At 74.3% G+C, this 20,650-nt stretch carries 17 protein-coding genes and 1 pseudogene; 12 read left to right on the forward strand and 6 right to left on the reverse strand.

The genetic code is table 11. The features are described 5' to 3' along the window. Positions 1–13: 13 nt before the first annotated feature. Together tatC and BM385_RS05740 are read left to right on the forward strand one after the other, a co-directional pair. A complete protein-coding gene (tatC, locus tag BM385_RS05735) occupies positions 14–913 on the forward strand; it encodes a twin-arginine translocase subunit TatC (RefSeq protein WP_019435001.1) in 900 nt (299 codons plus the stop codon). Positions 914–1,025: 112 nt separating this feature from the next. Beyond that, entirely contained in the window at positions 1,026–3,836 is a 2,811-nt protein-coding gene (locus BM385_RS05740; protein ID WP_093842360.1) for a DEAD/DEAH box helicase, read from the forward strand. Between the two features lie 7 nt (positions 3,837–3,843). Here the strand turns inward: BM385_RS05740 and BM385_RS05745 are convergent, their stop codons facing one another. From BM385_RS05745 to BM385_RS05760, 4 genes are all read right to left on the reverse strand, one after another. Continuing rightward, entirely contained in the window at positions 3,844–4,776 is a 933-nt protein-coding gene (locus BM385_RS05745; protein WP_019435003.1) for a 5'-3' exonuclease, read from the reverse strand. A gap of 38 nt (positions 4,777–4,814) precedes the next feature. Beyond that, positions 4,815–5,510, reverse strand: coding sequence for a gamma-glutamyl-gamma-aminobutyrate hydrolase family protein (locus BM385_RS05750; protein ID WP_019435004.1), 696 nt, complete (start codon positions 5,508–5,510; stop codon positions 4,815–4,817). Beyond that, entirely contained in the window at positions 5,507–7,015 is a 1,509-nt protein-coding gene (gene eat, locus BM385_RS05755; protein ID WP_093842361.1) for an ethanolamine permease, read from the reverse strand. Before eat ends, BM385_RS05750 begins: the two co-directional genes overlap by 4 nt. A 111-nt stretch (positions 7,016–7,126) precedes the next feature. Continuing rightward, entirely contained in the window at positions 7,127–7,882 is a 756-nt protein-coding gene (locus BM385_RS05760) for a FadR/GntR family transcriptional regulator (RefSeq protein WP_093842362.1), read from the reverse strand. A gap of 73 nt (positions 7,883–7,955) precedes the next feature. On the opposite strand from BM385_RS05760, the gene BM385_RS05765 reads away from it, so the two are divergent. The 7 genes and pseudogenes from BM385_RS05765 (at position 7,956) to mycP (ending at position 16,447) form a co-directional block, all read left to right on the forward strand. Further along, positions 7,956–9,323 (forward strand): glutamine synthetase family protein, encoded by a 1,368-nt coding sequence (locus BM385_RS05765; RefSeq protein ID WP_093842363.1) that lies wholly within the window; start codon positions 7,956–7,958, stop codon positions 9,321–9,323. 20 nt (positions 9,324–9,343) lie between these two features. Beyond that, entirely contained in the window at positions 9,344–10,714 is a 1,371-nt protein-coding gene (locus BM385_RS05770) for an aldehyde dehydrogenase family protein (RefSeq protein ID WP_019435008.1), read from the forward strand. 3 nt (positions 10,715–10,717) lie between these two features. Then, positions 10,718–11,503 (forward strand): 3-oxoacyl-ACP reductase, encoded by a 786-nt coding sequence (locus tag BM385_RS05775; protein ID WP_019435009.1) that lies wholly within the window; start codon positions 10,718–10,720, stop codon positions 11,501–11,503. 46 nt (positions 11,504–11,549) lie between these two features. Then, positions 11,550–11,669 (forward strand): annotated as a pseudogene (locus tag BM385_RS28360) (DUF2510 domain-containing protein); the annotation flags it as partial. 81 nt (positions 11,670–11,750) lie between these two features. After that, positions 11,751–12,446: a hypothetical protein gene (locus BM385_RS05780; protein WP_254791445.1), complete on the forward strand. Its 696-nt coding sequence runs from the start codon at positions 11,751–11,753 to the stop codon at positions 12,444–12,446. 1,920 nt (positions 12,447–14,366) lie between these two features. Continuing rightward, on the forward strand, positions 14,367–15,251 hold the full coding sequence (locus BM385_RS05785) for a hypothetical protein (protein ID WP_093842365.1): 885 nt from the start codon (positions 14,367–14,369) through the stop codon (positions 15,249–15,251). After that, the gene (mycP, locus tag BM385_RS05790) at positions 15,248–16,447 is read left to right on the forward strand and encodes a type VII secretion-associated serine protease mycosin (RefSeq protein ID WP_093842366.1); all 1,200 of its coding nucleotides are present in this window, start codon (positions 15,248–15,250) and stop codon (positions 16,445–16,447) included. Before BM385_RS05785 ends, mycP begins: the two co-directional genes overlap by 4 nt. Here the strand turns inward: mycP and BM385_RS05795 are convergent. Then, positions 16,416–17,393, reverse strand: a complete 978-nt coding sequence (locus BM385_RS05795) for a serine hydrolase (protein ID WP_374312751.1) — start codon at positions 17,391–17,393, stop codon at positions 16,416–16,418. The two genes, mycP and BM385_RS05795, sit on opposite strands and share 32 nt — an antisense overlap. 177 nt (positions 17,394–17,570) lie before the next feature. Here BM385_RS05795 and BM385_RS05800 point away from each other — a divergent pair, with 177 nt between their 5' ends. Both BM385_RS05800 and BM385_RS05805 read left to right on the forward strand, forming a co-directional pair. After that, complete coding sequence (locus tag BM385_RS05800) at positions 17,571–18,314, forward strand: SseB family protein (RefSeq protein WP_093842368.1); 744 nt, start codon at positions 17,571–17,573, stop codon at positions 18,312–18,314. Between the two features lie 84 nt (positions 18,315–18,398). Further along, positions 18,399–19,235, forward strand: a complete 837-nt coding sequence (locus BM385_RS05805; protein WP_093842369.1) for an MIP/aquaporin family protein — start codon at positions 18,399–18,401, stop codon at positions 19,233–19,235. Positions 19,236–19,245: 10 nt separating this feature from the next. Here the strand turns inward: BM385_RS05805 and BM385_RS05810 are convergent, their stop codons facing one another. Continuing rightward, positions 19,246–19,617 carry a DUF1844 domain-containing protein gene (locus BM385_RS05810; protein WP_019435016.1) on the reverse strand — a complete coding sequence of 124 codons (372 nt, stop codon included), beginning with the start codon at positions 19,615–19,617 and terminating at the stop codon, positions 19,246–19,248. 313 nt (positions 19,618–19,930) lie between these two features. Here BM385_RS05810 and infC point away from each other — a divergent pair, with 313 nt between their 5' ends. Further along, positions 19,931–20,572 (forward strand): translation initiation factor IF-3, encoded by a 642-nt coding sequence (infC, locus tag BM385_RS05815; RefSeq protein WP_078576292.1) that lies wholly within the window; start codon positions 19,931–19,933, stop codon positions 20,570–20,572. Positions 20,573–20,650: the final 78 nt, after the last annotated feature.

A 20,650-nucleotide genomic window follows, 5' to 3' on the forward strand; every position in this document is an offset into this window, starting at 1 on the left:
TGAGGACGCAGGGGTGCCCAAGGCCGCCCGGAAGAAGGCGAAGGACCCGGAGGGGCGCATGCCCCTCACGGAGCATCTGCGCGAGCTGCGCAACCGGCTCGCGATCTCCGTGCTCGCGGTGGTGGTGATCACGATCGTGGCGCTCTTCTTCGCGAAGAGCATCATGAACTTCATCACCGAACCGCTTCCGCAGTGCATCGAGCTGGAGGACGCGGATCCCGCCGGAAACCGGTGCGCCACCCTGACCCAGGCCGGGCTCACCTCGCCGTTCGCCACCTACATCAAGGTCTCCCTGATGGTGGGGTTCGTGCTGGCCTCTCCGGTCTGGCTCTACCAGGCGTGGGGCTTCATGGCCCCCGGCCTGCACAAGAACGAGAAGAAGTACACCCGCGCCGTGGTCGCGGTGGGCGTGCCGCTGTTCCTCTTCGGCGCCTACTTCGCCTACTGGCTGCTGCCGCGCGCCATCCCGGTGCTGCTGAGCTTCTCCGCCGACGGCGCGGAGAACCTGGTCTCCGTCGACGACATCCTCGACATCACGGTACGGATGGCGGTCGCCTTCGGCTTCGCCTTCGAGCTGCCCCTGGTGCTCGTCATGCTGAACTTCGGCGGCGTGGTCAGCGGCAAGCGGATGCTCGGCTGGTGGCGCGGCATGGTCGTCGGCATCGCGATCTTCGCCGCCGCGATCACCCCCACCGACCTGATGTCCATGATCGCGCTCCAGGTGCCGGTGACCGGCCTGTACTTCCTGGCCACCGGGATCGCGCTGCTCAACGACTACCGGCGGCGCCGCAACGACCCGGAGGCCCAGCTCGGCGACGACGAGGCGTCCGACCTCGACCTGACCCCGTCCTCCATCGACGGCCCCGAGGACATCGGCCGCCCCGGCCGCGGCGGCTACGACGACGCGACCTGATCCCGGTCACGCGAGCCTTGCCCGCCGCCCCCGGCACCCACCGCGGTGCCGGGGGCGGCGGCACGATAAAGATCACCCCGCTGTCGGTGGTGGCCGGTAGGCTCGAAGCACGATGACCGAGGACATGTCCCCCGCGCAGCGCTACGCCGCCGCCCGCAAGCGCGCCGTCGAGCAGGCCACCGCGTTCGCCCCGTTCCGTCAGATGTACGACTTCGAGCTCGACGCGTTCCAGGTCGAGGCCTGCCAGGCCCTGGAGGGCGGCAGCGGTGTGCTGGTCGCCGCGCCCACCGGGTCGGGGAAGACCATCGTCGGGGAATTCGCCGTCCATCTGGCGCTCACCCAGGGGCGGAAATGCTTTTACACCACGCCTATCAAAGCTCTCTCGAACCAGAAATTCACCGATCTCGCCAAGCGCTACGGCGCCGACCGGGTCGGACTGCTGACCGGTGACAACAGTGTGAACGCCGATGCCCCGGTGGTCGTGATGACCACCGAGGTGCTGCGGAACATGCTCTACGCCGGCTCCCAGGCGCTGAACGGCCTCGGCTACGTGGTGATGGACGAGGTGCACTACCTCTCCGACCGGTTCCGCGGCGCCGTCTGGGAGGAGGTCATCATCCACCTCCCCGACTCGGTGACCCTGGTCTCGCTGTCGGCCACCGTCTCCAACGCGGAGGAGTTCGGCGACTGGCTGGACACGGTGCGCGGCGACACCCGGGTGATCGTCTCCGAGCACCGGCCGGTGCCGCTGTGGCAGCACGTGCTGGCCGGGCGGCGGATGTACGACCTGTTCGAGGAGTCGGGCGCCAAGCGGGAGGTCAACCCCGATCTGCTGCGGATGGCCAGGACCGAGGGCGCCCGCACCTGGAACCGGGAGCGCGGCGGCGGGCGGGACCGCCGGCGGGCCGCCGACCGGGAGCGGGAGCGGCGGGCCAGGAACCGGGTGTGGACGCCCAGCCGGGCCGAGGTCATCGACCGGCTGGACGCCGAGGGACTACTGCCCGCCATCACCTTCATCTTCAGCCGCGCCGGCTGCGAGGCGGCCGTGCAGCAGTGCCTGTTCGCCGGGTTGCGGCTGAACGACAGCGCGGCCCGGCTGCGGGTGCGGGAGATCGTCGAGCGGCGCACCGCGGCCATCCCGGACGAGGACCTGCGGGTGCTGGGCTACTTCGAGTGGCTGGAGGGCCTGGAGCGCGGCATCGCCGCCCACCACGCCGGGATGCTGCCCGCCTTCAAGGAGATCGTCGAGGAACTGTTCGTCCAGGGGCTGGTGAAGGCGGTCTTCGCCACCGAGACCCTCGCCCTGGGCATCAACATGCCGGCGCGCTCGGTGGTGCTGGAGAAGCTCGTCAAGTGGAATGGCGAGCAGCACGCCGACATCACCCCCGGTGAGTACACCCAGCTGACCGGCCGGGCCGGGCGGCGCGGCATCGATGTCGAGGGCCACGCGGTGGTGCTGTGGCAGCGCGGCATGGACCCGGGCGCGCTGGCCGGGCTGGCCGGGGCGCGTACCTATCCGCTGCGCTCCTCCTTCAAGCCCTCGTACAACATGGCGGTCAACCTCGTCGGGCAGTTCGGCCGGCACCGCTCGCGGGAGCTGCTGGAGACCTCGTTCGCCCAGTTCCAGGCCGACCGCTCGGTGGTGGGCATCTCCCGCCAGGTGCGCAAGAACGAGAGCGGGCTCGCCGGGTACAAGGAGGCGATGACCTGTCACCTGGGCGACTTCGAGGAGTACTCCCGGCTGCGCCGCGAGCTGAAGGACCGGGAGACGGAGCTGGCCCGCGAGGGCGTGGCGCAGCGGCGGGCCGCCGCCGCTGCGGCGCTGGAGAAGCTGCGGCCCGGTGACATCATCCATGTGCCCACCGGCAAGTTCGCCGGGCTCGCCCTGGTGCTCGACCCCGGGGTGGCCGGCGGCGGGCGCGGGCCGGCCCGGCAGCGCGGGATGGAGATGTACGACGGGCCGCGTCCGCTGGTGCTGACCGCGCAGCGGCAGGTGAAGCGGCTGGCCTCGGTGGACTTCCCGGTGCCGGTGGAGCCGCTGGACCGAATGCGGATCCCCAAGTCGTTCAACGCCCGCAGCCCGCAGTCGCGGCGGGATCTGGCCTCGGCGCTGCGCACCAAGGCCGGGCACCACGAGCCGGGGCGGCGCCGCAGGCAGCGGGCCCAGGCGGCCGACGACGCGCAGCTGGCGCGGCTGCGGCAGCAGATCCGGGCCCATCCGTGCCACGGCTGCGACGAGCGCGAGGACCACGCCCGGTGGGCCGAGCGCTACCACCGGCTCAAGCGCGACAACCGGCAGCTGGAGCGGCGGATCGAGGGCCGCACCAACACCATCGCCCGCACCTTCGACCAGGTCTACGCGCTGCTGTCCGAGCTGGGCTACCTGGACGGCGACGCGGTCACCGACGACGGGCGGCGACTGGCCCGGCTCTACGGCGAGCTGGATCTGCTGGCGAGCGAATGCCTGCGCGACGGGGTCTGGGAGGGCCTTGACCCGGCGGAGCTGGCCGCGTGTGTCTCGGCGCTGGTCTTCGAGACCCGCTCGGCCGACGACGCGCCCGCGCCGGAGCTGCCGGGCGGGCGCGCCAAGGCCGCGCTGGGCGAGATGGTGCGCATCTGGGGGCGGCTGGACGCCCTGGAGGAGCAGCACCGGATCAACCAGGCCACCGGGGTGGGCCAGCGGGAGCCGGATCTGGGCTTCGCCTGGGCCGCCTACCGCTGGGCGCAGGGGCACGCGCTGGACGAGGTGCTGGGCGACGCCGACATGACCGCCGGTGACTTCGTGCGCTGGTGCAAGCAGATCATCGACGTGCTGGGCCAGATCGCCCAGGCCGCGCCGCCCGGCGGGACGGTCGCCAAGACCGCCCACAAGGCGGTCGACAAGATACTGCGCGGGGTCGTCGCCTACAGCTCCGTCGGCTGAGCGCCGGTCAGCCGGGCCGCTCCTCCAGGGCGGTCAGCAGCCGCTCCAGGGCGCTGCCCAGCCCCCAGCGCCCGGCGAGCGCGTCCAGCGCCGCCGGATCGCGCGGGGTGCGCGGCAGGGTGGCGTCGTGCTCCGGCAGCGGCACCTCGGTGGCGACCCGGACCACCGTGGGGGCGACCGCGAGGTAGGGCAGCGCGGCCTCCAGTTTGGCGCGCTGCGAGCGGGTGATCTTGGCCATCGGGTCGTCCAGGGCGGTCAGGATGCCGGTGAGATCGCCGAAGCGCTCCAGCAGGGTGGCCGCGGTCTTCTCGCCGATGCCGGGCACGCCGGGCAGCCCGTCGCTCGGGTCGCCGCGCAGCACCGCCAGCTCCGCGTAACCGGGGCCGTCCACCCCGTACTTGTCGCGCAGCGCGCTCTCGTCGAAGGCGGCCAGGTCGCCCATGCCCTTGACCGGGTAGAGCACCCGGACCCGGCGGCCGTCGTCGATGAGCTGGAACAGGTCCCGGTCGCCGGTGACGATGTCCACGGGCCCGGCCGCCTTGGTGGCGAGCGTGCCGATCACGTCGTCGGCCTCGAAGCCGGCCGCGCCGAGCCGGGTGATGCCGAGAGCGTCCAGGACCTGCTCGATGACCGGCACCTGCGGGGTGAGGGTGTCCGGGACCTGCTCGACGTCCGGGTCGCCCGCGGTGGTCTCCTCGGCGACCCGGTGCGCCTTGTAGCTCGGGATCAGCTCGACCCGCCAGTGCGGGCGCCAGTCGGCGTCCATGCAGGCCACCAGCGCGTGCGGCCGGTGGTCGCGGACCAGCCGGGCGATGAAGTCGAGCAGCCCGCGCACCGCGTTGACCGGCGTGCCGTCGGGGGCCCGGACGGACTCGGGCACCCCGTAGTAGGCGCGGAAGTAGAGCGAGGCGGTGTCGAGCAGCATGAGAGAGCGGGTCATGCTGGGATCATCCCCGATGCCACTGACAGGCCGGCGGTTCACCCGCCGCCCGCCGCGCGGACGAGTGCGGCCATCAGCCGGGTGTCGTCCGCCATCTCCGGGTGCCACTGCACGGCCAGGGTGAACGCGGCGGCGGGGTCCTCCACGGCCTCCACGGTGCCGTCCGGCGCGTGGGCGCAGACGGTGAGGCCGGTGCCGATCCGGTCGACGGCCTGGTGGTGGTAGGTGGGTACGGTGAGCGGCCCGTCCAGGATCGCGGCGAGGCGGGTGCCGGGCACCGGGTCGATCCCGTGGCTGCCGAACCGCCCCGGGACATCGCCCGCGTGGTGGTCCAGATGCTGGAGCAGGGTGCCGCCCCTGGCCACGTTCAGCAGTTGCATGCCCCGGCAGATGCCCAGCAGCGGCAGCCGCCGCGCCGCCGCGGCCTCGATCAGGGACAGCTCCCAGTGGTCGCGGTCCGGATCGGGCGGGCCGGTGCGCGGGTCGCGGGCGGCCCCGTAGCGTTCCGGCGCGACGTCAGGACCACCGGCGATCACCAGCCCGTCCAGCCGGGCGACCGCCGCCGCTGCCGCACCGGGGGAGGGGTCGGGCGGCAGCAGCACGGCCAGCGCGCCGGCGCGCTGCGCCTGCCGGTGGTATCCGGCGGGCAGCAGCGCGGCGGGCAGGTCCCAGTCCCGCCAGCGGGCGGCGGGTTCCAGGTAGGTGCTGATGCCGATCAGCGGGGGCGTGCTCACAGGGGGTGCTCCGAACCGGGGGAAGGGGCGGGTGCTCGGTCGCGGTGGAGTTCGGCCTCCGCCGCCGCCAGCGCGGCGAACTCCTCCTCGGGCGCCGCCGCGACCAGCCGGTGCCGAGAGTAGAAGCCGAAGTAGCCGATCGCCACGACATACACCCCCAGCGCGATCAGCGCCGCGTCCCGGTCCACCAGGAAGGTCGCCACCAGCGCGGCGAGCGCCAGCACGAAGGCGGTGCCGGAGGTGAGGACGCCGCCGGGGGTGCGGTAGGGGCGGTGCAGATCGGGTTCGCGGCGGCGCAGCACGATGTGGGACAGGCTCATCAGCGCGTACGAGATGGCCGCGCCGAAGACCGCGACGTTCAGCATGGTGTCGCCGTTGCCGGTGGCCGCCGCCAGGCCGAAGCCGATCGCGCCGGGGATCAGCAGGCCCAGGTAGGGGGCCTTGCGGCGGCTGGTCAGGGAGAGGAAGCGGGGCAGATAGCCGGCCCGGGAGAGCGCGAACAGCTGCCGGGAGCCCGCGTACACCAGGGAGAAGAAGGAGGCCACCAGTCCGGCCAGGCCCGCGTAGTTGATGAACCGGCTCAGCGCCGTCGGCTCGCCGTCCTCCTGGAGCGCGGTCACCAGCGGGTTCCCGGCGTCCATCAGGGCCGCCGAGCCGCCCGCCCCGGCGGCGGCCACGAAGGTCAGCAGGGCGAGCACCGCGAGGATGCCGATCGCCGAGGCCATGGCGCGCGGCAGGGTACGGGCCGGGTCGCGGGCTTCCTCGGCGGCCAGCGGGACGCCCTCGACGCCGAGGAAGAACCACATGCCGAACGGGAACGCCGCCCAGATGCCGAGCAGTCCGAACGGCAGCCAGGAGGTGGCGCCGAAGGCGGTGGTGTCCACGGGTATGTCGTTGAGGGAGCCGGCCTCGAAGTCGCTGAGGGCGCCGAGGACGAAGATCAGCAGCGCGGCGACGGCGACGGCGGTGACCACCAGGGAGAACCGCAGCGCCTCGCCCACGCCCCACAGGTGGATGGCGATGAACACCACGAAGCAGCCCAGGTAGACCGGCCAGGCGGAGGTGAGCCCGAAGAGCTGGAGCGATTCGATGTAGTCGCCGATGAAGATGGAGATGGCGGCCGGGGCCAGCACGAACTCGATGAGGATGGCGGTGCCGGTCAGAAACCCGCCCCAGGGGCCCAGTGCCCGGCGGGCGAAGCCGTAGCCGCCGCCGGCCGTGGGCAGGACGGCGGCGAGTTCCGCGGTGGCGAAGACGAGGGCCGCGTACATCAGGCCCATCAGCAGCGCGGCGATGGCCAGGCCGCCGAACCCGCCTTCGGCGAGGCCGAAGTTCCAGCCGGCGTAGTCGCCGGAGACGACGTACGCCACGCCGAGCCCGGTCAGCAGCAGCGGGCCGGCGCTGCCGCCGCGCAGGGCGCGCCGGCTCAGATACGCCTCCCGCGCCCCGGGGCCGGGCGCGGGGCCCGGCGGTGCGGTGGGGGGTGCCTGGTTTCCGTCCGACATGGGCCGCTCCTGCCTCGCGCCGCAATGGTGTGGCGGCATACCTTTGTCCTCCGGGTGGGCGCTGCGCAAGACCGTTGCGTAAAACAGCGGTAAACACCCGGGGCGCGCGGGTCAGGTGAGGAAGCCCCGCAGCAGCGCGGCGGTCCCGGCGCAGTGCTCGCGGGCGATCTCCCGGGCGGCGTCCGCGTCCCCCGCCAGCACCGCCGCGACCAGGGCCGCGTGCTGCTCCTGGGAGTGGGCCAGATTGCGCACCAGCAGCGGGATGCAGTCCAGCAGCGCGTTGAGTTCGGCGCGCACCGCCGCGTACTGGGCGGCCAGGCTCGGCGAGCCGCTCAGCTCGGCGAGCGCCAGGTGCAGCGCGGTGTCGGCGCGCCGGTAGTCGGCCAGCGGCGCTTCCTGGGTGGCGGCGAGCGCGGCGCGCAGCCGTGCGGTGCGCGCCGGGTCGGGCGGATCGGCGGCGCACAGCCCGGCCGCCCCGGACTCCAGGACCTCGCGCAGCCGCAGCACGTCCTCCACGTCCACCCCGGCCAGCCGGCGGCGCAGTTCGCCGTGCGCGGCCTCCCGGCCGGGCCCGGGCCGCTCCCGGACGAAGGTGCCGCCGTACCGGCCGCGCCGGCTGACCACCAGGCCCTCGTCCTGGAGCACCTTCAGCACCTCGCGCAGCGTGACCCGGCTGACGCCGAGCCGCTCGGCCAGCTCCCGTTCGGCCGGCAGCCGGCCGCCGGGCGGCACCAGCCCGAGGCGCAGCACCCGCAGTATCTGCTCCAGCGCCTCCTCGAAGCCGTTGCCGGCCCGCACCGGGCGCAGCACCCCGGGTGGCAGGGCGCCGGGCGGCACCGGCGCCGCCGCGCTGCTGAAGTCGTCCATCGACCCTACTTCCCAATCAATGGTCTGCACGGATACCTTATGGCCTCCGGCGGTAGCGACAGGAGGCCCTCCCGTGGCAGCACCCACACCCCCGCTGAGCATCGAGGAACTGCGGGGCCTGGTCGACCTCGGCGAACTCGACACCGTGGTCCTCGCGTTCACCGACATGCAGGGCAGACTCCAGGGCAAGCGGTTCGCCGCCCGGTTCTTCCTCGACGAAGTGCTGCACCACGGTACCGAGGGCTGCAACTATCTGCTGGCCGTCGACACCGACATGAACACCGTCGACGGCTTCGCCATGGCCTCCTGGGAGAACGGCTACGGCGACTTCGCCCTCCACGGCGACCCCGCCACCCTGCGCCGGCTGCCCTGGCACCCCGGCAGCGCCCTCATGATCGCCGACCTCGCCTGGCACGACGGCAGCCCCGTCACCGCCTCACCCCGGCAGATACTCCGCCGCCAGCTCGACCGGCTCGCCCAGCGCGACTGGTACGGATACGCCGGCACCGAGCTGGAGTTCATGGTCTTCGACAACACCTACGAACAGGCCTGGGACGCCGGCTACCGCGGCCTCACCCCCGCCAACCGCTACAACGTCGACTACTCCGTCCTCGGCACCGGACGCGTCGAACCCCTGCTGCGCCGCATCCGCAACGAGATGGGCGCCGCCGGACTCACCGTCGAATCCGCCAAGGGCGAATGCAACTTCGGCCAGCACGAGATCGCCTTCCGCTACACGGACGCCCTCACCACCTGCGACCAGCACACCGTCTACAAAACCGGCGCCAAGGAGATCGCCGCCCAACAGGGCAACGCGCTCACCTTCATGGCCAAGTACGACGAACGCGAAGGCAACTCCTGCCACATCCACTTCTCGCTGCGCGACGGCGCGGGACAGCCGGTCTTCGCCGACCCCGACGGACCGTACGGCATGTCGCCCACCATGCGGCACTTCCTCGCCGGACAACTCGCCGCCCTGCCCGAACTCACCCTGCTCTACGCCCCCAACATCAACTCCTACAAGCGGTTCCGGCCCGGATCCTTCGCCCCCACCGCCGTCGCCTGGGGCCCCGACAACCGCACCTGCGCCCTGCGCGTCGTCGGCCACGGCCGCTCCCACCGCATGGAGAACCGGCTCCCCGGCGGCGACGTCAACCCCTACCTCGCCGTCGCCGGGATGATCGCCGCCGGACTGCACGGCGTGGAACAGCGCCTCGAACTCCCCGACCCCTGCACCGGCAACGCCTACACGGCCGGCGCCCGCACCGTACCCGGCACCCTGCGCGAGGCGGCCGACCTCTGGGAGCACAGCACCCTCGCCCGCGACGCCTTCGGCGACGACGTCGTCGAGCACTACCTCAATCTGGCCCGCGTCGAACAGAACGCCTTCGACACCGCCGTCACCGACTGGGAGCGCTACCGCTCCTTCGAACGCCTGTGAGGGAAAGGAGCACACCACACGTGCAGGACGAGCACGAGGTGATCAACCCGGCGACCGAGGAGACCATCGCCACCGTCCCCGCCACCGGCCCCCGCGCGGTGGACGCCGCCGTCACCCGGGCCGCGCGGGCCCAGGAACGCTGGGCCGCCCTCGCCCCCGCCGACCGGGCCCGGCTGCTGCGCCGCTTCGCCGCCGCCGTCGACGGCGCGGTGGAGGAACTCGCCGCCATCGAGGTGCGCGAGGCCGGCCACCCCATCGGCAACGCCCGCTGGGAGGCCGGCAACGTCCGCGACCTCCTGGAGTACGCCGCCGGCGGAGTGGAACGCCTCACCGGCCGGCAGATCCCGGTCGCCGGCGGCATCGACCTCACCTTCCACGAACCGCTGGGCGTCGTCGGCGTCATCGCCCCCTGGAACTTCCCGCTGCCCATCGCCGGCTGGGGCACGGCCCCCGCCCTCGCCGCGGGCAACGCCGTCCTGCTGAAACCCGCCGAGAACACCCCGCTCACCGCGCTGCGACTGGCCGGCCTCGCCACCGAGGCCGGACTGCCCGAAGACCTCTTCCAGGTCCTCCCCGGCGACGGCCCCACCACCGGCGGCGCCCTCGTCGACCACCCCGGGGTCGCCAAGATCGTCTTCACCGGCTCCACGGCGGTCGGCAAACACATCATGGCCCGCTGCGCCGCCGCCGTGAAGCCCGTCACCCTCGAACTCGGCGGCAAGAGCCCCAACATCGTCTTCGCCGACGCCGACCTGGAACGGGCCGCCGCCACCGCCCCCGGCTCCTTCCTCGACAACAGCGGCCAGGACTGCTGCGCCCGCAGCCGCATCCTGGTGCAACGCACCGTCTACGACCGGTTCCTCGAACTCCTGGAACCGGCCGTGCACGCCGTCACCGTCGGCGATCCCGCCGACCCCGCCACCGCCATGGGCCCGCTCGTCTCGGCCGCGCAGCGCGAACGCGTCCGCTCCTACGTCCCCGAAACCGCCCCCGCCGCCATCCGCGGCACCGTCCCCGGCGGTAAGGGCTACTGGTACCCGCCGACCGTCCTGGAAGCACACACGGTGGACGCCCGCGCAGCCACCGAGGAGATCTTCGGACCGGTCGCCGTCCTCACCCCCTTCGAGGACGAGGCCGAGGCGGTACGGCTGGCCAACGCCACCGCGTACGGCCTCGCCGGCTCGGTGTGGACCCGCGACGCGGGCCGCGCCCTCCGCGTCGCCCGGGGCGTCGCCGCCGGCAACCTCTCCGTCAACTCCCACAGCAGCGTCCGGTACGCCACCCCCTTCGGCGGCTACAAGCAGTCGGGGCTCGGCCGCGAACTCGGCCCCGACGCGCTGGTGGCCTTCACCGAGACCAAGAACGTGTTCATCAGCACCGAGGAGAACTGACCCATGCCCGAGGAGACCGCCGTCTGCCGCCGCCTGGTGGACCGCACCGCCGTCGTCACCGGAGCGGGCTCCGGCATCGGCCTGGCCACCGCGCGCCGGCTCGCCTCCGAAGGCGCCCACGTGGTGTGCGCCGACATCGACGCCGAACGGGGCCGGGCCGCCGCCGAGGAGACCGGCGGACTGTACGTGGCCGCCGACGTCACCGACCCCGACCAGGTGGAGGCGCTGTTCCGCACCGCCGACGACACCTACGGCTCGGTGGACATCGCCTTCAACAACGCCGGGATCTCGCCCCCCGACGACGACTCCATCCTCACCACCGGACTCGACGCCTGGCGCCGGGTCCAGGAGGTCAACCTCACCTCCGTCTACCTGTGCTGCAAGGCCGCGCTCCCCTACATGCGGCGGCAGGGCAAGGGCTCCATCATCAACACCGCCTCGTTCGTGGCCGTGATGGGCGCGGCCACCTCGCAGATCAGCTACACCGCCTCCAAGGGCGGCGTCCTGGCCATGTCCCGGGAACTGGGCGTGCAGTTCGCCCGGGAAGGCATCCGGGTCAACGCGCTGTGCCCCGGACCGGTCAACACCCCGCTGCTGAAGGAACTGTTCGCCAAGGACCCGGAACGGGCGGCCCGGCGGCTGGTGCACATCCCGGCCGGCCGCTTCGCCGAGGCCGAGGAGATCGCCGCGGCCGTCGCGTTCCTCGCCAGCGACGACGCCTCGTTCGTCAACGCGGCCGAATTCCTGGTCGACGGCGGCATCGCCGGGGCGTACGTCACCCCGCTGTAGCACGCGGACGGTGGTGGGTGACGCGATGCTGTGAGAAATTTCCGGCGTGAGTGCGGATTCTTCAGCTCCCGGATGGTTCCCCGACCCGGGCCACGCCGGTGACGGCCCGGCGCCCGAACGCTGGTGGGACGGCACCGCCTGGACGGGCGAAACCCGCGCCCCGGCCGCACCCGGGCCTGTCGCATCCCCCGGCCCGCCGCGCCGGCCGTCGTCCGGCGGCGCACGGGGACGGGGCGCGGCCGTCGCCGTGGCCGTGGGCAGCGCGCTGATGCTGGCCGCCCTGGTCGGAGGCGGGGCCCTGCTGCTGGGCAACGGAGCGGACGGTACGGACGGCACGGACGACGCGGGGGACGCCACCGCCCCGGCGAGCGGTCCCGGGCCGGAAGGCGACCGGGAACCGGCGCCCGGCACGGCGCCGTTGACCCGGCCAGGGCCCGGCGGCCTCGCACTGCCGGTCCTGCCCGGCTGGCAGGAGCATCCCCCCGAGGCGGCCGGCGGCGGCCTGCTGGTCACCACCGGCGGCTACCCCTGCCCGGCGGACCCGGCCCGCTCCTGCGTCACGGCGGGCGCGTTCCTCGGCCCGGCCGGCGACACCGCCGGTACCGACCCGCGGCAGGTGGCCGAGGCCGACATCGCGGCCCACATCGAGGAGTCCTTCGGCGCCGCCACCTACGACGGGGTGCGGGAACAGGAGGTCGTGCTCGCGGAGGAGACAACGGTGGCGGGGGAGCGCGGCTACCGGATCCGTACGCTGCTCACCACCGGCGCGGGCATCGACGCGTACGCCGAGTCGGTGGTCTTCCCCGCACCGGACGGATCAGGCCAACTCCTGGCGCTCCGCTTCGGTTTCGACCTCGGCGGCGAAGCCCCGCCGGCCGGGGACATGGACCGCATCACGGCGGGGATCCGCCCGCCGGACGGAGACGGATCGAGGACCGGCTAGGCGGCGGGGGGTTGGTACGCTCCCTCCTCCGGCGCCCGGTACCACTGGATGAACCGGTACACGTAGAGTGACCACCACCGTGATGAGCAGCGACGGAACAGGGTCGGTCGGGAGGGCGGGAACGGGATGAGCACCCAGCCGGGGCAGCAACGGCCCGCCACGCCCCCCACACCCCCGCGCCCCCCGCAGCCGCCCGCCGGCGCACCGGCGGAGCGCCCCGGCCCCGAGGCATCGGCGACCCCGCCCCCGGAGGACAACCCGCCGATACCGTCGGCACCACCGCCCCTCGCCCCGCCCCGTCCCCGCGCCCATCCGCCCGCACACCCACCGCGTCCGGCCACCACCCCGGTCGCGGCTGCGGCCGGCGGTCACGGGGCCCGGACCTCTCGACGCCCGGCCGCGCCGGCGGGGGGCGATGGGGGACCGGCGGCGACACCGGCCGCCCGCCCCGGCCCGGCGACGCCGCCCGCGTCGCGGCCTGCCGCGCGCACCACCGCGCCCCGCGCGGGCGGTCCGCCGCCGGCGGAGACCGGGCGAGGGCCGGCCGGACGCGCACCCGCTGACGGCCCCGGCCGCGCCGGAGCCAGCCCGGTCGGCGCACCCCGGACCGACCGGTCCGCCGCCCCACCGCCCCTTGACGGACAGGCCGTTCGGCCGCCATCCGCACCGCCGGCCGCCGCCGCGTCGTCGTCGGCCCCCGGCCCGCGGTCCGGCCGACCCGAGGCCGGCGCCGCCGGACGGCAGCCGGACACCGCGGCCCCGGTACGGGACGGCGCTGCCCGCACCGCAGACGGCGCGACTTCGGACCGGCCGGAGCCCGGGGGCGTCCGGAGCGGCCGTACGGGTCCTCCGCGCCTTGTACCGTCGGCCCCGGCCGGGCGCCCTGCGGGCGGCCCGCCGCCCTCGGGGCCCGATCCGGCGCGCCGTGTGATGGGTGCGGTATCGAGGTCCGCTGCCGGACGTGCGGACGGTGCGCCGCCGACGTCCGCGTCGGCCGGGCCCGGAACCACTGGCCTACCGGGGCCAGGTGCCCAGCCGCCCACCTCAGCCGCAGGCCGTGCGGCCACCGTCTCCGGCGCCCCTGCGGGGAGTTCGCCGTCCCCGGCTCCGGCACCTGCCGCCACCGCCCCCACGGCGCCGGGCCGTCCGGCTTCCCCGCTGCCGGGTGCGGCCGAGCGGCGTGCCGGTGGTGGACGGGCTCAGGAGGCCGGCACCCGCCCGGAGAGGGGAGATCCGGCGTCCGCCTCGGCGACCGTGGCCGGTGGTGGGGGCCGTCCGGCGGTCCCCGGGCCGCCCGTGACGGGGGCACGCGAGGGCATCACCCGTAACGGAACGAGCCGTTCGGTGTCCGCACCGGGTCCGGCCGAGCGGCGTGCCGGTGGTGTGCCGTCGTCGGAGGCGGCGGGGCATGCGGGTACCGCCCGTGCCACGCAGGGCCGTTCGGTGTCCGCGCCGGGCTCGGCGGAGGGGCGCACCGCCGGTGCGCCATCGGCCGTCTCCGCCGGTCGGGACGGCACCACCCGCCCCGTGCGCGGGGGTTCGGGGGCCGTCACCGCAGGTCGGGACGGCACCGCCCGCCCGGCGCACGGGGGTTCGGGTGCCGCCTCCGCGGCGTCCGCCGGACGCGCGGCCGGCCGGCCGGCCGGGGGTTCCGCCGCCTCCGCGACCGGCGCCGGGCACGGCGACTTCCACCTCGCGCCCGCAGAACGGCCGAGCCGTCCCACGGGTGAGCCGCCCGCTCCGCTGCGCGGGACCCGCAGCGCCGTGCCGCCGTCCCCGTCCCGGGAGACCCCTGGTACCGTGCCGCCCGCTCCGCCTCGCGGGACCCGCAGCGCCGCGCCGCCCGCTCCGCCTCGCGGGACCCGCAGCGCCGCGCCGCCCGCTCCGCCCCGGGAAAACCCCGGTACCGCGTCGGCGGCCGTGCCGCCGCGGCCGGCCGCCCCTCCGGCGGCCCGGGCCGGGCGCGAGCCCGGGCCGGGCACCGGTGCGGAGCCCGGGTTCGAGGAGGACTCGCACCCAACCCTGCTGCTGCGCGCCGTCGCCCCCCGGCCGCATCCGCTCCGGATCGTGGCCGTCGTCGTCGCCCTCGTCCTGGGAGCCGGGCTGCTCGGCGGCGCCGCCGCCGGGGCCTGGCTCACCGGGGACAGCGCGGACTCCGCCGCCCGCGCCGCCTTCGACGACAGCCGCGCGCTGTGGCGCGATCTGCCGGTCGACGAACTGTTCCCGCCCGAACTGCACAGCGAGGGCGCGGGACCCGGCGGCGCCGAACGCCGCTGGCTCCGGGTCGCCGTCGCCCCCGACAGCGACTGCGCCACCGCCCTCGGCGAGGACCTGGCCGGCGCGCTGCTGTCCGGCGTCGGCTGCGAACGCGCCGTCCGCGCCAGCTACGTGGACGACACCGTCACCTCCGTCACCACCGTCGGCATGGTGTTCACCGACGCCGACCCGGCGGCCACCGAAGCCCTGGCCGAGCGGTTCGCGACCGGCGGACTCGGCCTGCGCGCCGACCTCATGCCCGCCACCTACCCCGGCCCCGGCACCGCCGCCGAGACGTTCGGCGCCGCGCAGCGCGCCACCTGGACGGTACGGGTGCTCACCGACGCCCCCGTCATCGTGTACGCCGTCACCGGATTCGCCGACGGCCGGACCGCCGACGCCCCGCAGGCCGCCACCGAGGCGGTCGCGGACGGGCAGGACACCGTGGTCGCGCTGGCCGGTCTCGGACACGAGGCGATGGGCGTCGCGGACCGGGTCGAGCGGACCATCCGCCAGGCCGCCGACCGATTCACCGAGGAACACGGATGACCGCGTCCGCCCGCCGGCCGGTGCCGGCCCCGCTCGTCGCGCTCGTGCTGCTGTGCACGCTGTTCGTCCTCGGGACGCCGCCCGCCGCCGCCGACTCGATACGCGATCAGCAGCGCTGGGCGCTCGACGCCATCAACGTGCCGCTGGCCTGGGAGACCACGCGGGGCGCCGGCATCACCGTCGCCGTGCTCGACACCGGCGTGGACGCCGACCACCCGGACCTCGCCGGGGCCGTCCTGGAGGGCAGGGACCTCATCGGCATGGGTGCCGCCCCCGGGGACGAGACCTGGGCCTCGCACGGCACCGCCATGGCCGGGATCATCGCCGGACGCGGCCACGGTCCCGGCCGCGACAACGGTGTCATCGGCGTCGCACCCGAGGCCCGTATCCTGCCGGTACGGGTGCTGCTGGAGGACGACGACCCCGAGCGCGACGCCGCCCGCGACGCCCGGCGCGGTGCCCTCGCGGAAGGCATCCGGTGGGCCGCCGACCAGGGTGCCGACGTCATCAACCTCTCGCTCGGCGACGACAGCGAATCCGCCCACCCCGACCCCGAGGAGGACGCGGCGGTCCGCTACGCGCTCGGCAAGGGCGCCGTCGTGGTCGCGTCGGCCGGCAACGGCGGGGAGAAGGGCGACCCGGTCTCCTACCCCGCCGGCTACCCCGGCGTGCTCGCCGTGACCGCCGTCGACCGCAGCGGCAGCCGCGCCGAGTTCTCCACCCGCCGCTGGTACGCCGCCCTCAGCGCCCCCGGCAAGGACGTCATCGTCGCCGACCCCGACGGCCTCTACTACGCGGGCTGGGGCACCTCGGCCGCCGCCGCCTTCGTGTCCGGATCCGCCGCCCTGCTGCTGGCCGCGCACCCCGAGCTGACCCCGGCCCAGGTACGTACGCTGCTCACCACCACCGCCCAGGACCCGCCGCCCGGCGGGCGCAGCGACGCGCTCGGCGCCGGCCTGGTCGATCCGGCCGCCGCCCTCGCGGCTGCCGCGGCCCTGCCCGGGCACGGCGCCCCGCCCGCCTCCGAGGCGTACGCCGAGGCGCACTTCGGGCCCGGCCCGCGACCGGACCACGGCGGCGGCGGGGGAACGCACTGGCTGGCCCCCGTCTCCGGCGTACTGGGCGCGGCGCTGCTGGGGGTGTCCTGCTGGCAGCTGTGGACGCTCAGACGCCCTGGCCGCGCGGGCCGGCGCTGAGCGCGCTCACCGCCTCCCGCGCCGCGCTCTCCACGGCCGCGACGCCGCTCTCGTAGTCCGGGTGGCCGTCCGAGACCACCGCGATCAGATACGACCGGCCCTCCACCGTCACCCGGCCGATGCTGTTGACGTCCCACAGCCCGGTGGTGCTGCGCGGCAGCCAGCCGTTCTTCAGCTCCGTGCCCACCGCGCCGCCGGTGTCGGCCGCCGATATGCCCCACTGCTGTTCCGGCACCACCGTGCCCATCAGCTGCCGCAGATAGTCGCGGGAGGTGGCGTCCAGGACCGAGGCGTGCGCCGGACCGAAGATCTGCCGCAGCAACGTCAGCTGGTCCGCGCCCGTCGTCTGCGTCAGACCCCAGTGGCCGCCCGCGCCGCCCGTCGTCGAGGTGAGTCCGAGCCGCGCGTTCGCCGCGTCGAGGCCGGCCTGCCGTCCGATCACCCGCCACAGCACATCCGTGGCGTCGTTGTCGCTCTGCTGGATCATCGCCGCCGCCAGCGTCCGCTCCCGCTCGGTCAGCTCCCGGCCCGCGTCCTGGGTCTGGAGCAGCAACGCGGCCAGCACATCGACCTTCACGATGCTGGCCGTGTCGAACACGCCGGTGCCGTAGGCCGCGCTCGCCCCGCTCTCCAGGGCGAGCACGCACACCGATATCCGCATCCCCGGCTGCTGGGCGAGCAGCGGCTGGAGCGACCGGGCCAGCGCCGCGTCGGCCGGGGTGGCGGGCAGCCGGCCGAGCGCCTGGAGATCGGAGCCGTCGCCGCTGCCGGTGCTGCCGGGCGCCGGATCGAGGTCCGGAGACTGGGTGCTCACCGCAAGGTCCTCTCCCCGGGGCACGTCACCGGCCACCCCCATCGCCAGGACGGCGGTCGCCGTCACCGCCGGAACCGCCCATCGCCGGGCACGGGCCGCCAGGGGGCGGCGCGGCGATATCGGTTCGTCCATGCTGGGCACGGTAACCCGCACATCTGCCCGAGTCACCCGTCCTCCGGCGAAAAAGCGGTAACAGGAGGTAACAGGAGGTGACAAAAGGCTGGAAACAGCACGCACCGGCCGCGGCGCGTGCCCCCCGTACGGCCCCCGCCCGTCCGGCCGTACCCCGGCCCCGGATACCCTCGGCGGGTGGCGCTCAAGAACATTCCGCAGCCCGCGTTCGCCGGTGACGACGGCGGCCAGGACCCCGAACTCGGCCGGGCCCTCGCCGACTGGGCCCGCGATCCGGCCACCGAACCCCGCCTGCTCCAGGTGCTGGCCGGCGCCCGGCTGCTGGTGCCGGTGGTGGCGGTGCTCGGCGAGGCCGAGACCGGCCCGGACGGGCTGCGCCGGGAGAAGAGCAGCGACATGGCGGTGCTCACCCTCAGCGTTCCGGACGGCCGCCGCGCGCTCCCCGTCTTCACCTCCACCGCAGCGCTCGCCCGCTGGCGGCCCGACGCCCGGCCGGTCGCCGTCACCGTGCCGCAGGCGCTGGGCGCGGCCGTCCAGGAGGGCGCGGGCACCCTGGTGCTGGATCTGGGCGGTCCGGTGGAGTACGAACTGACCGGCGCCGCGCTGCGGAGCCTGGCCGCCGGTGGCGGCCGGGAGGTGGCCCGTACCCCGGCCGTACGGGAGGCGGTGGCCGCCCTGCTGACGGCCGAGCCCGCCGTACGGTCCGCCCAGCTGGTGGCCGCCCCCGGTGCCGGCGCCGACCACGACGCCACGCTGGCCCTGCTGCTGGCGCCGGACACCGACCCGGCGCCGGTGGTGGGCCGGATCGCCCGGGCGCTCGCCGCCGACCAGGTCCTGCGTGCCCATCTGGTGCGCGGCCTCCAGCTCGCCGTCCTGCCGCCGGGCACCGCCCTGCCCGGGGATCCTCTGCTGCACCGCTGACACCCGGACGGCGCATTCGATGTGCGACGCGCCCGGTCTCTCGTCCAGACTCGCACAAAGATCCACCCAGGTACTGGAGGCGTCATGTCCGCGGAACCCCTGGAGACCGAATCCGAGCAGGCCGAGACCGAGGACGAGGCGCAGCTGTTCACGGCCGAGCTGATAGGCACCCTGATCCTGATCTTCTTCGGGGTGGGCTCCGCCGTGCTGGCCGGCGAGTTCGTGGGGTCCTTCGGTATCGCACTGGCCTTCGGCTTCACGCTGCTGCTGCTGGCGTTCATCATCGGGCCGGTGTCGGGCAGCCATCTGAACCCGGTCGTCAGCCTCGCGATGTTCCTGTCGGGCCGGATGACGTTCCGCAGGACCGTGATCTACTGGCTGGCCCAGTTCATCGGGGCCATCGCGGGCGCGGCGCTGCTGTTCCTGGTCGCGCGGCAGGTGCCGGGGCTGCGGACCAGCCAGGCGTTCGGCACCAACGGCTTCGGCTACCGCTCGGCGGTGGGCCTGTCCACCTTCGGCGCGATCGTCGCCGAGGTGATGCTGACCTTCCTGCTGGTCTTCGTCTTCCTGTCGGTGACGCACAAGGTCACCCTGGTCCCGCTGGCCGCGCTGCCGCTGGGGCTGACGCTGGCGGCGGTGCACCTGGTGGGCATCCCGCTGACCGGGACCTCGGTCAACCCGGCCCGCAGCTTCGCCCCGGCGATCTTCGCGGGCGGGCAGCCGTGGGCGCAGATGTGGCTGTTCTTCGTGGCCCCGATCGCGGGCGCGCTGCTGGCCGTCCTGGTGCGGTATCTGATCCACCCGCACGGCGAGCGGCTGTTCCCCGGCCTGGCCACGCTCTCCGCCGGCTCCGCCAAGGGCGGGACGGCCGGAACGGCCGGGACGACGGAGAGCGGTGGCGCGGGACCGCGGGATTCCTGACGGGGGACGGTCAGCCGAAGACGGGGCCGGTGAACTTCTCGCCCGGGCCCTGCCCCGGCTCGTCCGGCACACTGGAGGCCTCGCGGAAGGCCAGCTGGAGCGACTTCAGACCGTCCCGCAGCGGCCCCGCGTGGTACGAGCCGATCTCGGTGGCGCCCGCGGTCACCAGACCGGCCAGCGCGGTGATCAGCTTGCGCGCCTCGTCCAGGTCCTTGTGGTCCTCGCCGCCCTCGGCAAGGCCCAGATTGACCGCCGCCGAACTCATCAGGTGGACGGCCACGGTGGTGATCACCTCGACGGCCGGAACGTCCGCGATGTCGCGGGTGGCCTCGCCGGCGGCGGCCGGCTCTGCGGGGGCGGGGGTCTGGACGGAGTCGCTCATGGCGACCAGCGTAGGCGGCCGGGAAGCGTCCCTGTTCCCCGGCATCCCCGGGTACACAACGCTTGCACCCAGGGATGCCTGGGTGCAAGCGTTGTGTACCATAGAGAACGACCGGCTGGATACGCACGTGTCCGGCCCGCAAGTGGAGGCTCCGAACTCCCACCTGACCGGCATCCCGCCGGCAGGTCATTGGTCAGGCTGCGCCCCGCGGTGATCGCGGCGGTGCTCCGGTCTGTCAAGGAGCCCCGCCTGTGTGCCGTCCGGGGCGTTTTTCGCGTCCTGAGTGGGGCGGTGGTCACCCGCATATCCGTGCATGGCTGTCCGCCAGACAACCGTGCGGCGCAACCTAGGAGGCCCCATCAGCGCCGAGCCCCGCATCAACGACCGGATTCGCGTCCCCGAGGTGCGACTCGTCGGTCCCAGTGGCGAGCAGGTCGGCATCGTGCCGCTTGCCAAGGCACTGGAGCTTGCCCAGGAGTACGACCTGGACCTGGTAGAGGTCGCGGCGAACGCCCGGCCCCCGGTGTGCAAGCTCATGGACTACGGGAAGTTCAAGTACGAGTCGGCCATGAAGGCCCGTGAGGCGCGCAAGAACCAGGCGCACACGGTGATCAAGGAGATGAAGCTCCGGCCGAAGATCGACCCGCACGACTATGACACGAAGAAGGGTCATGTCGTCCGGTTCCTCAAGCAGGGGGACAAGGTCAAGATCACGATCATGTTCCGCGGTCGTGAGCAGTCCCGCCCGGAACTGGGCTACCGGCTGCTGACGCGGCTCGCGGAGGACGTCTCGGACCTGGGCTTCGTGGAGTCCAGCCCGAAGCAGGACGGCCGGAACATGATCATGGTTCTGGGCCCGCACAAGAAGAAGACCGAGGCCATGGCCGAGGCCCGGGAGGCGCAGGCCGCCCGCAAGGCCGAGCGCCTGGAACAGCAGGGACGCACCGCGTCCTGACGTATCCCGCCACCGCGCGTCGTCCGCGCGGTGCGGGGACGGGAAGCAACTGACGCGCCCGGCCGAGCCGACGAAACG

The organism is Streptomyces harbinensis (assembly GCF_900116145.1).
In the GTDB taxonomy this organism is placed as follows: domain Bacteria; phylum Actinomycetota; class Actinomycetes; order Streptomycetales; family Streptomycetaceae; genus Streptomyces; species Streptomyces carpaticus.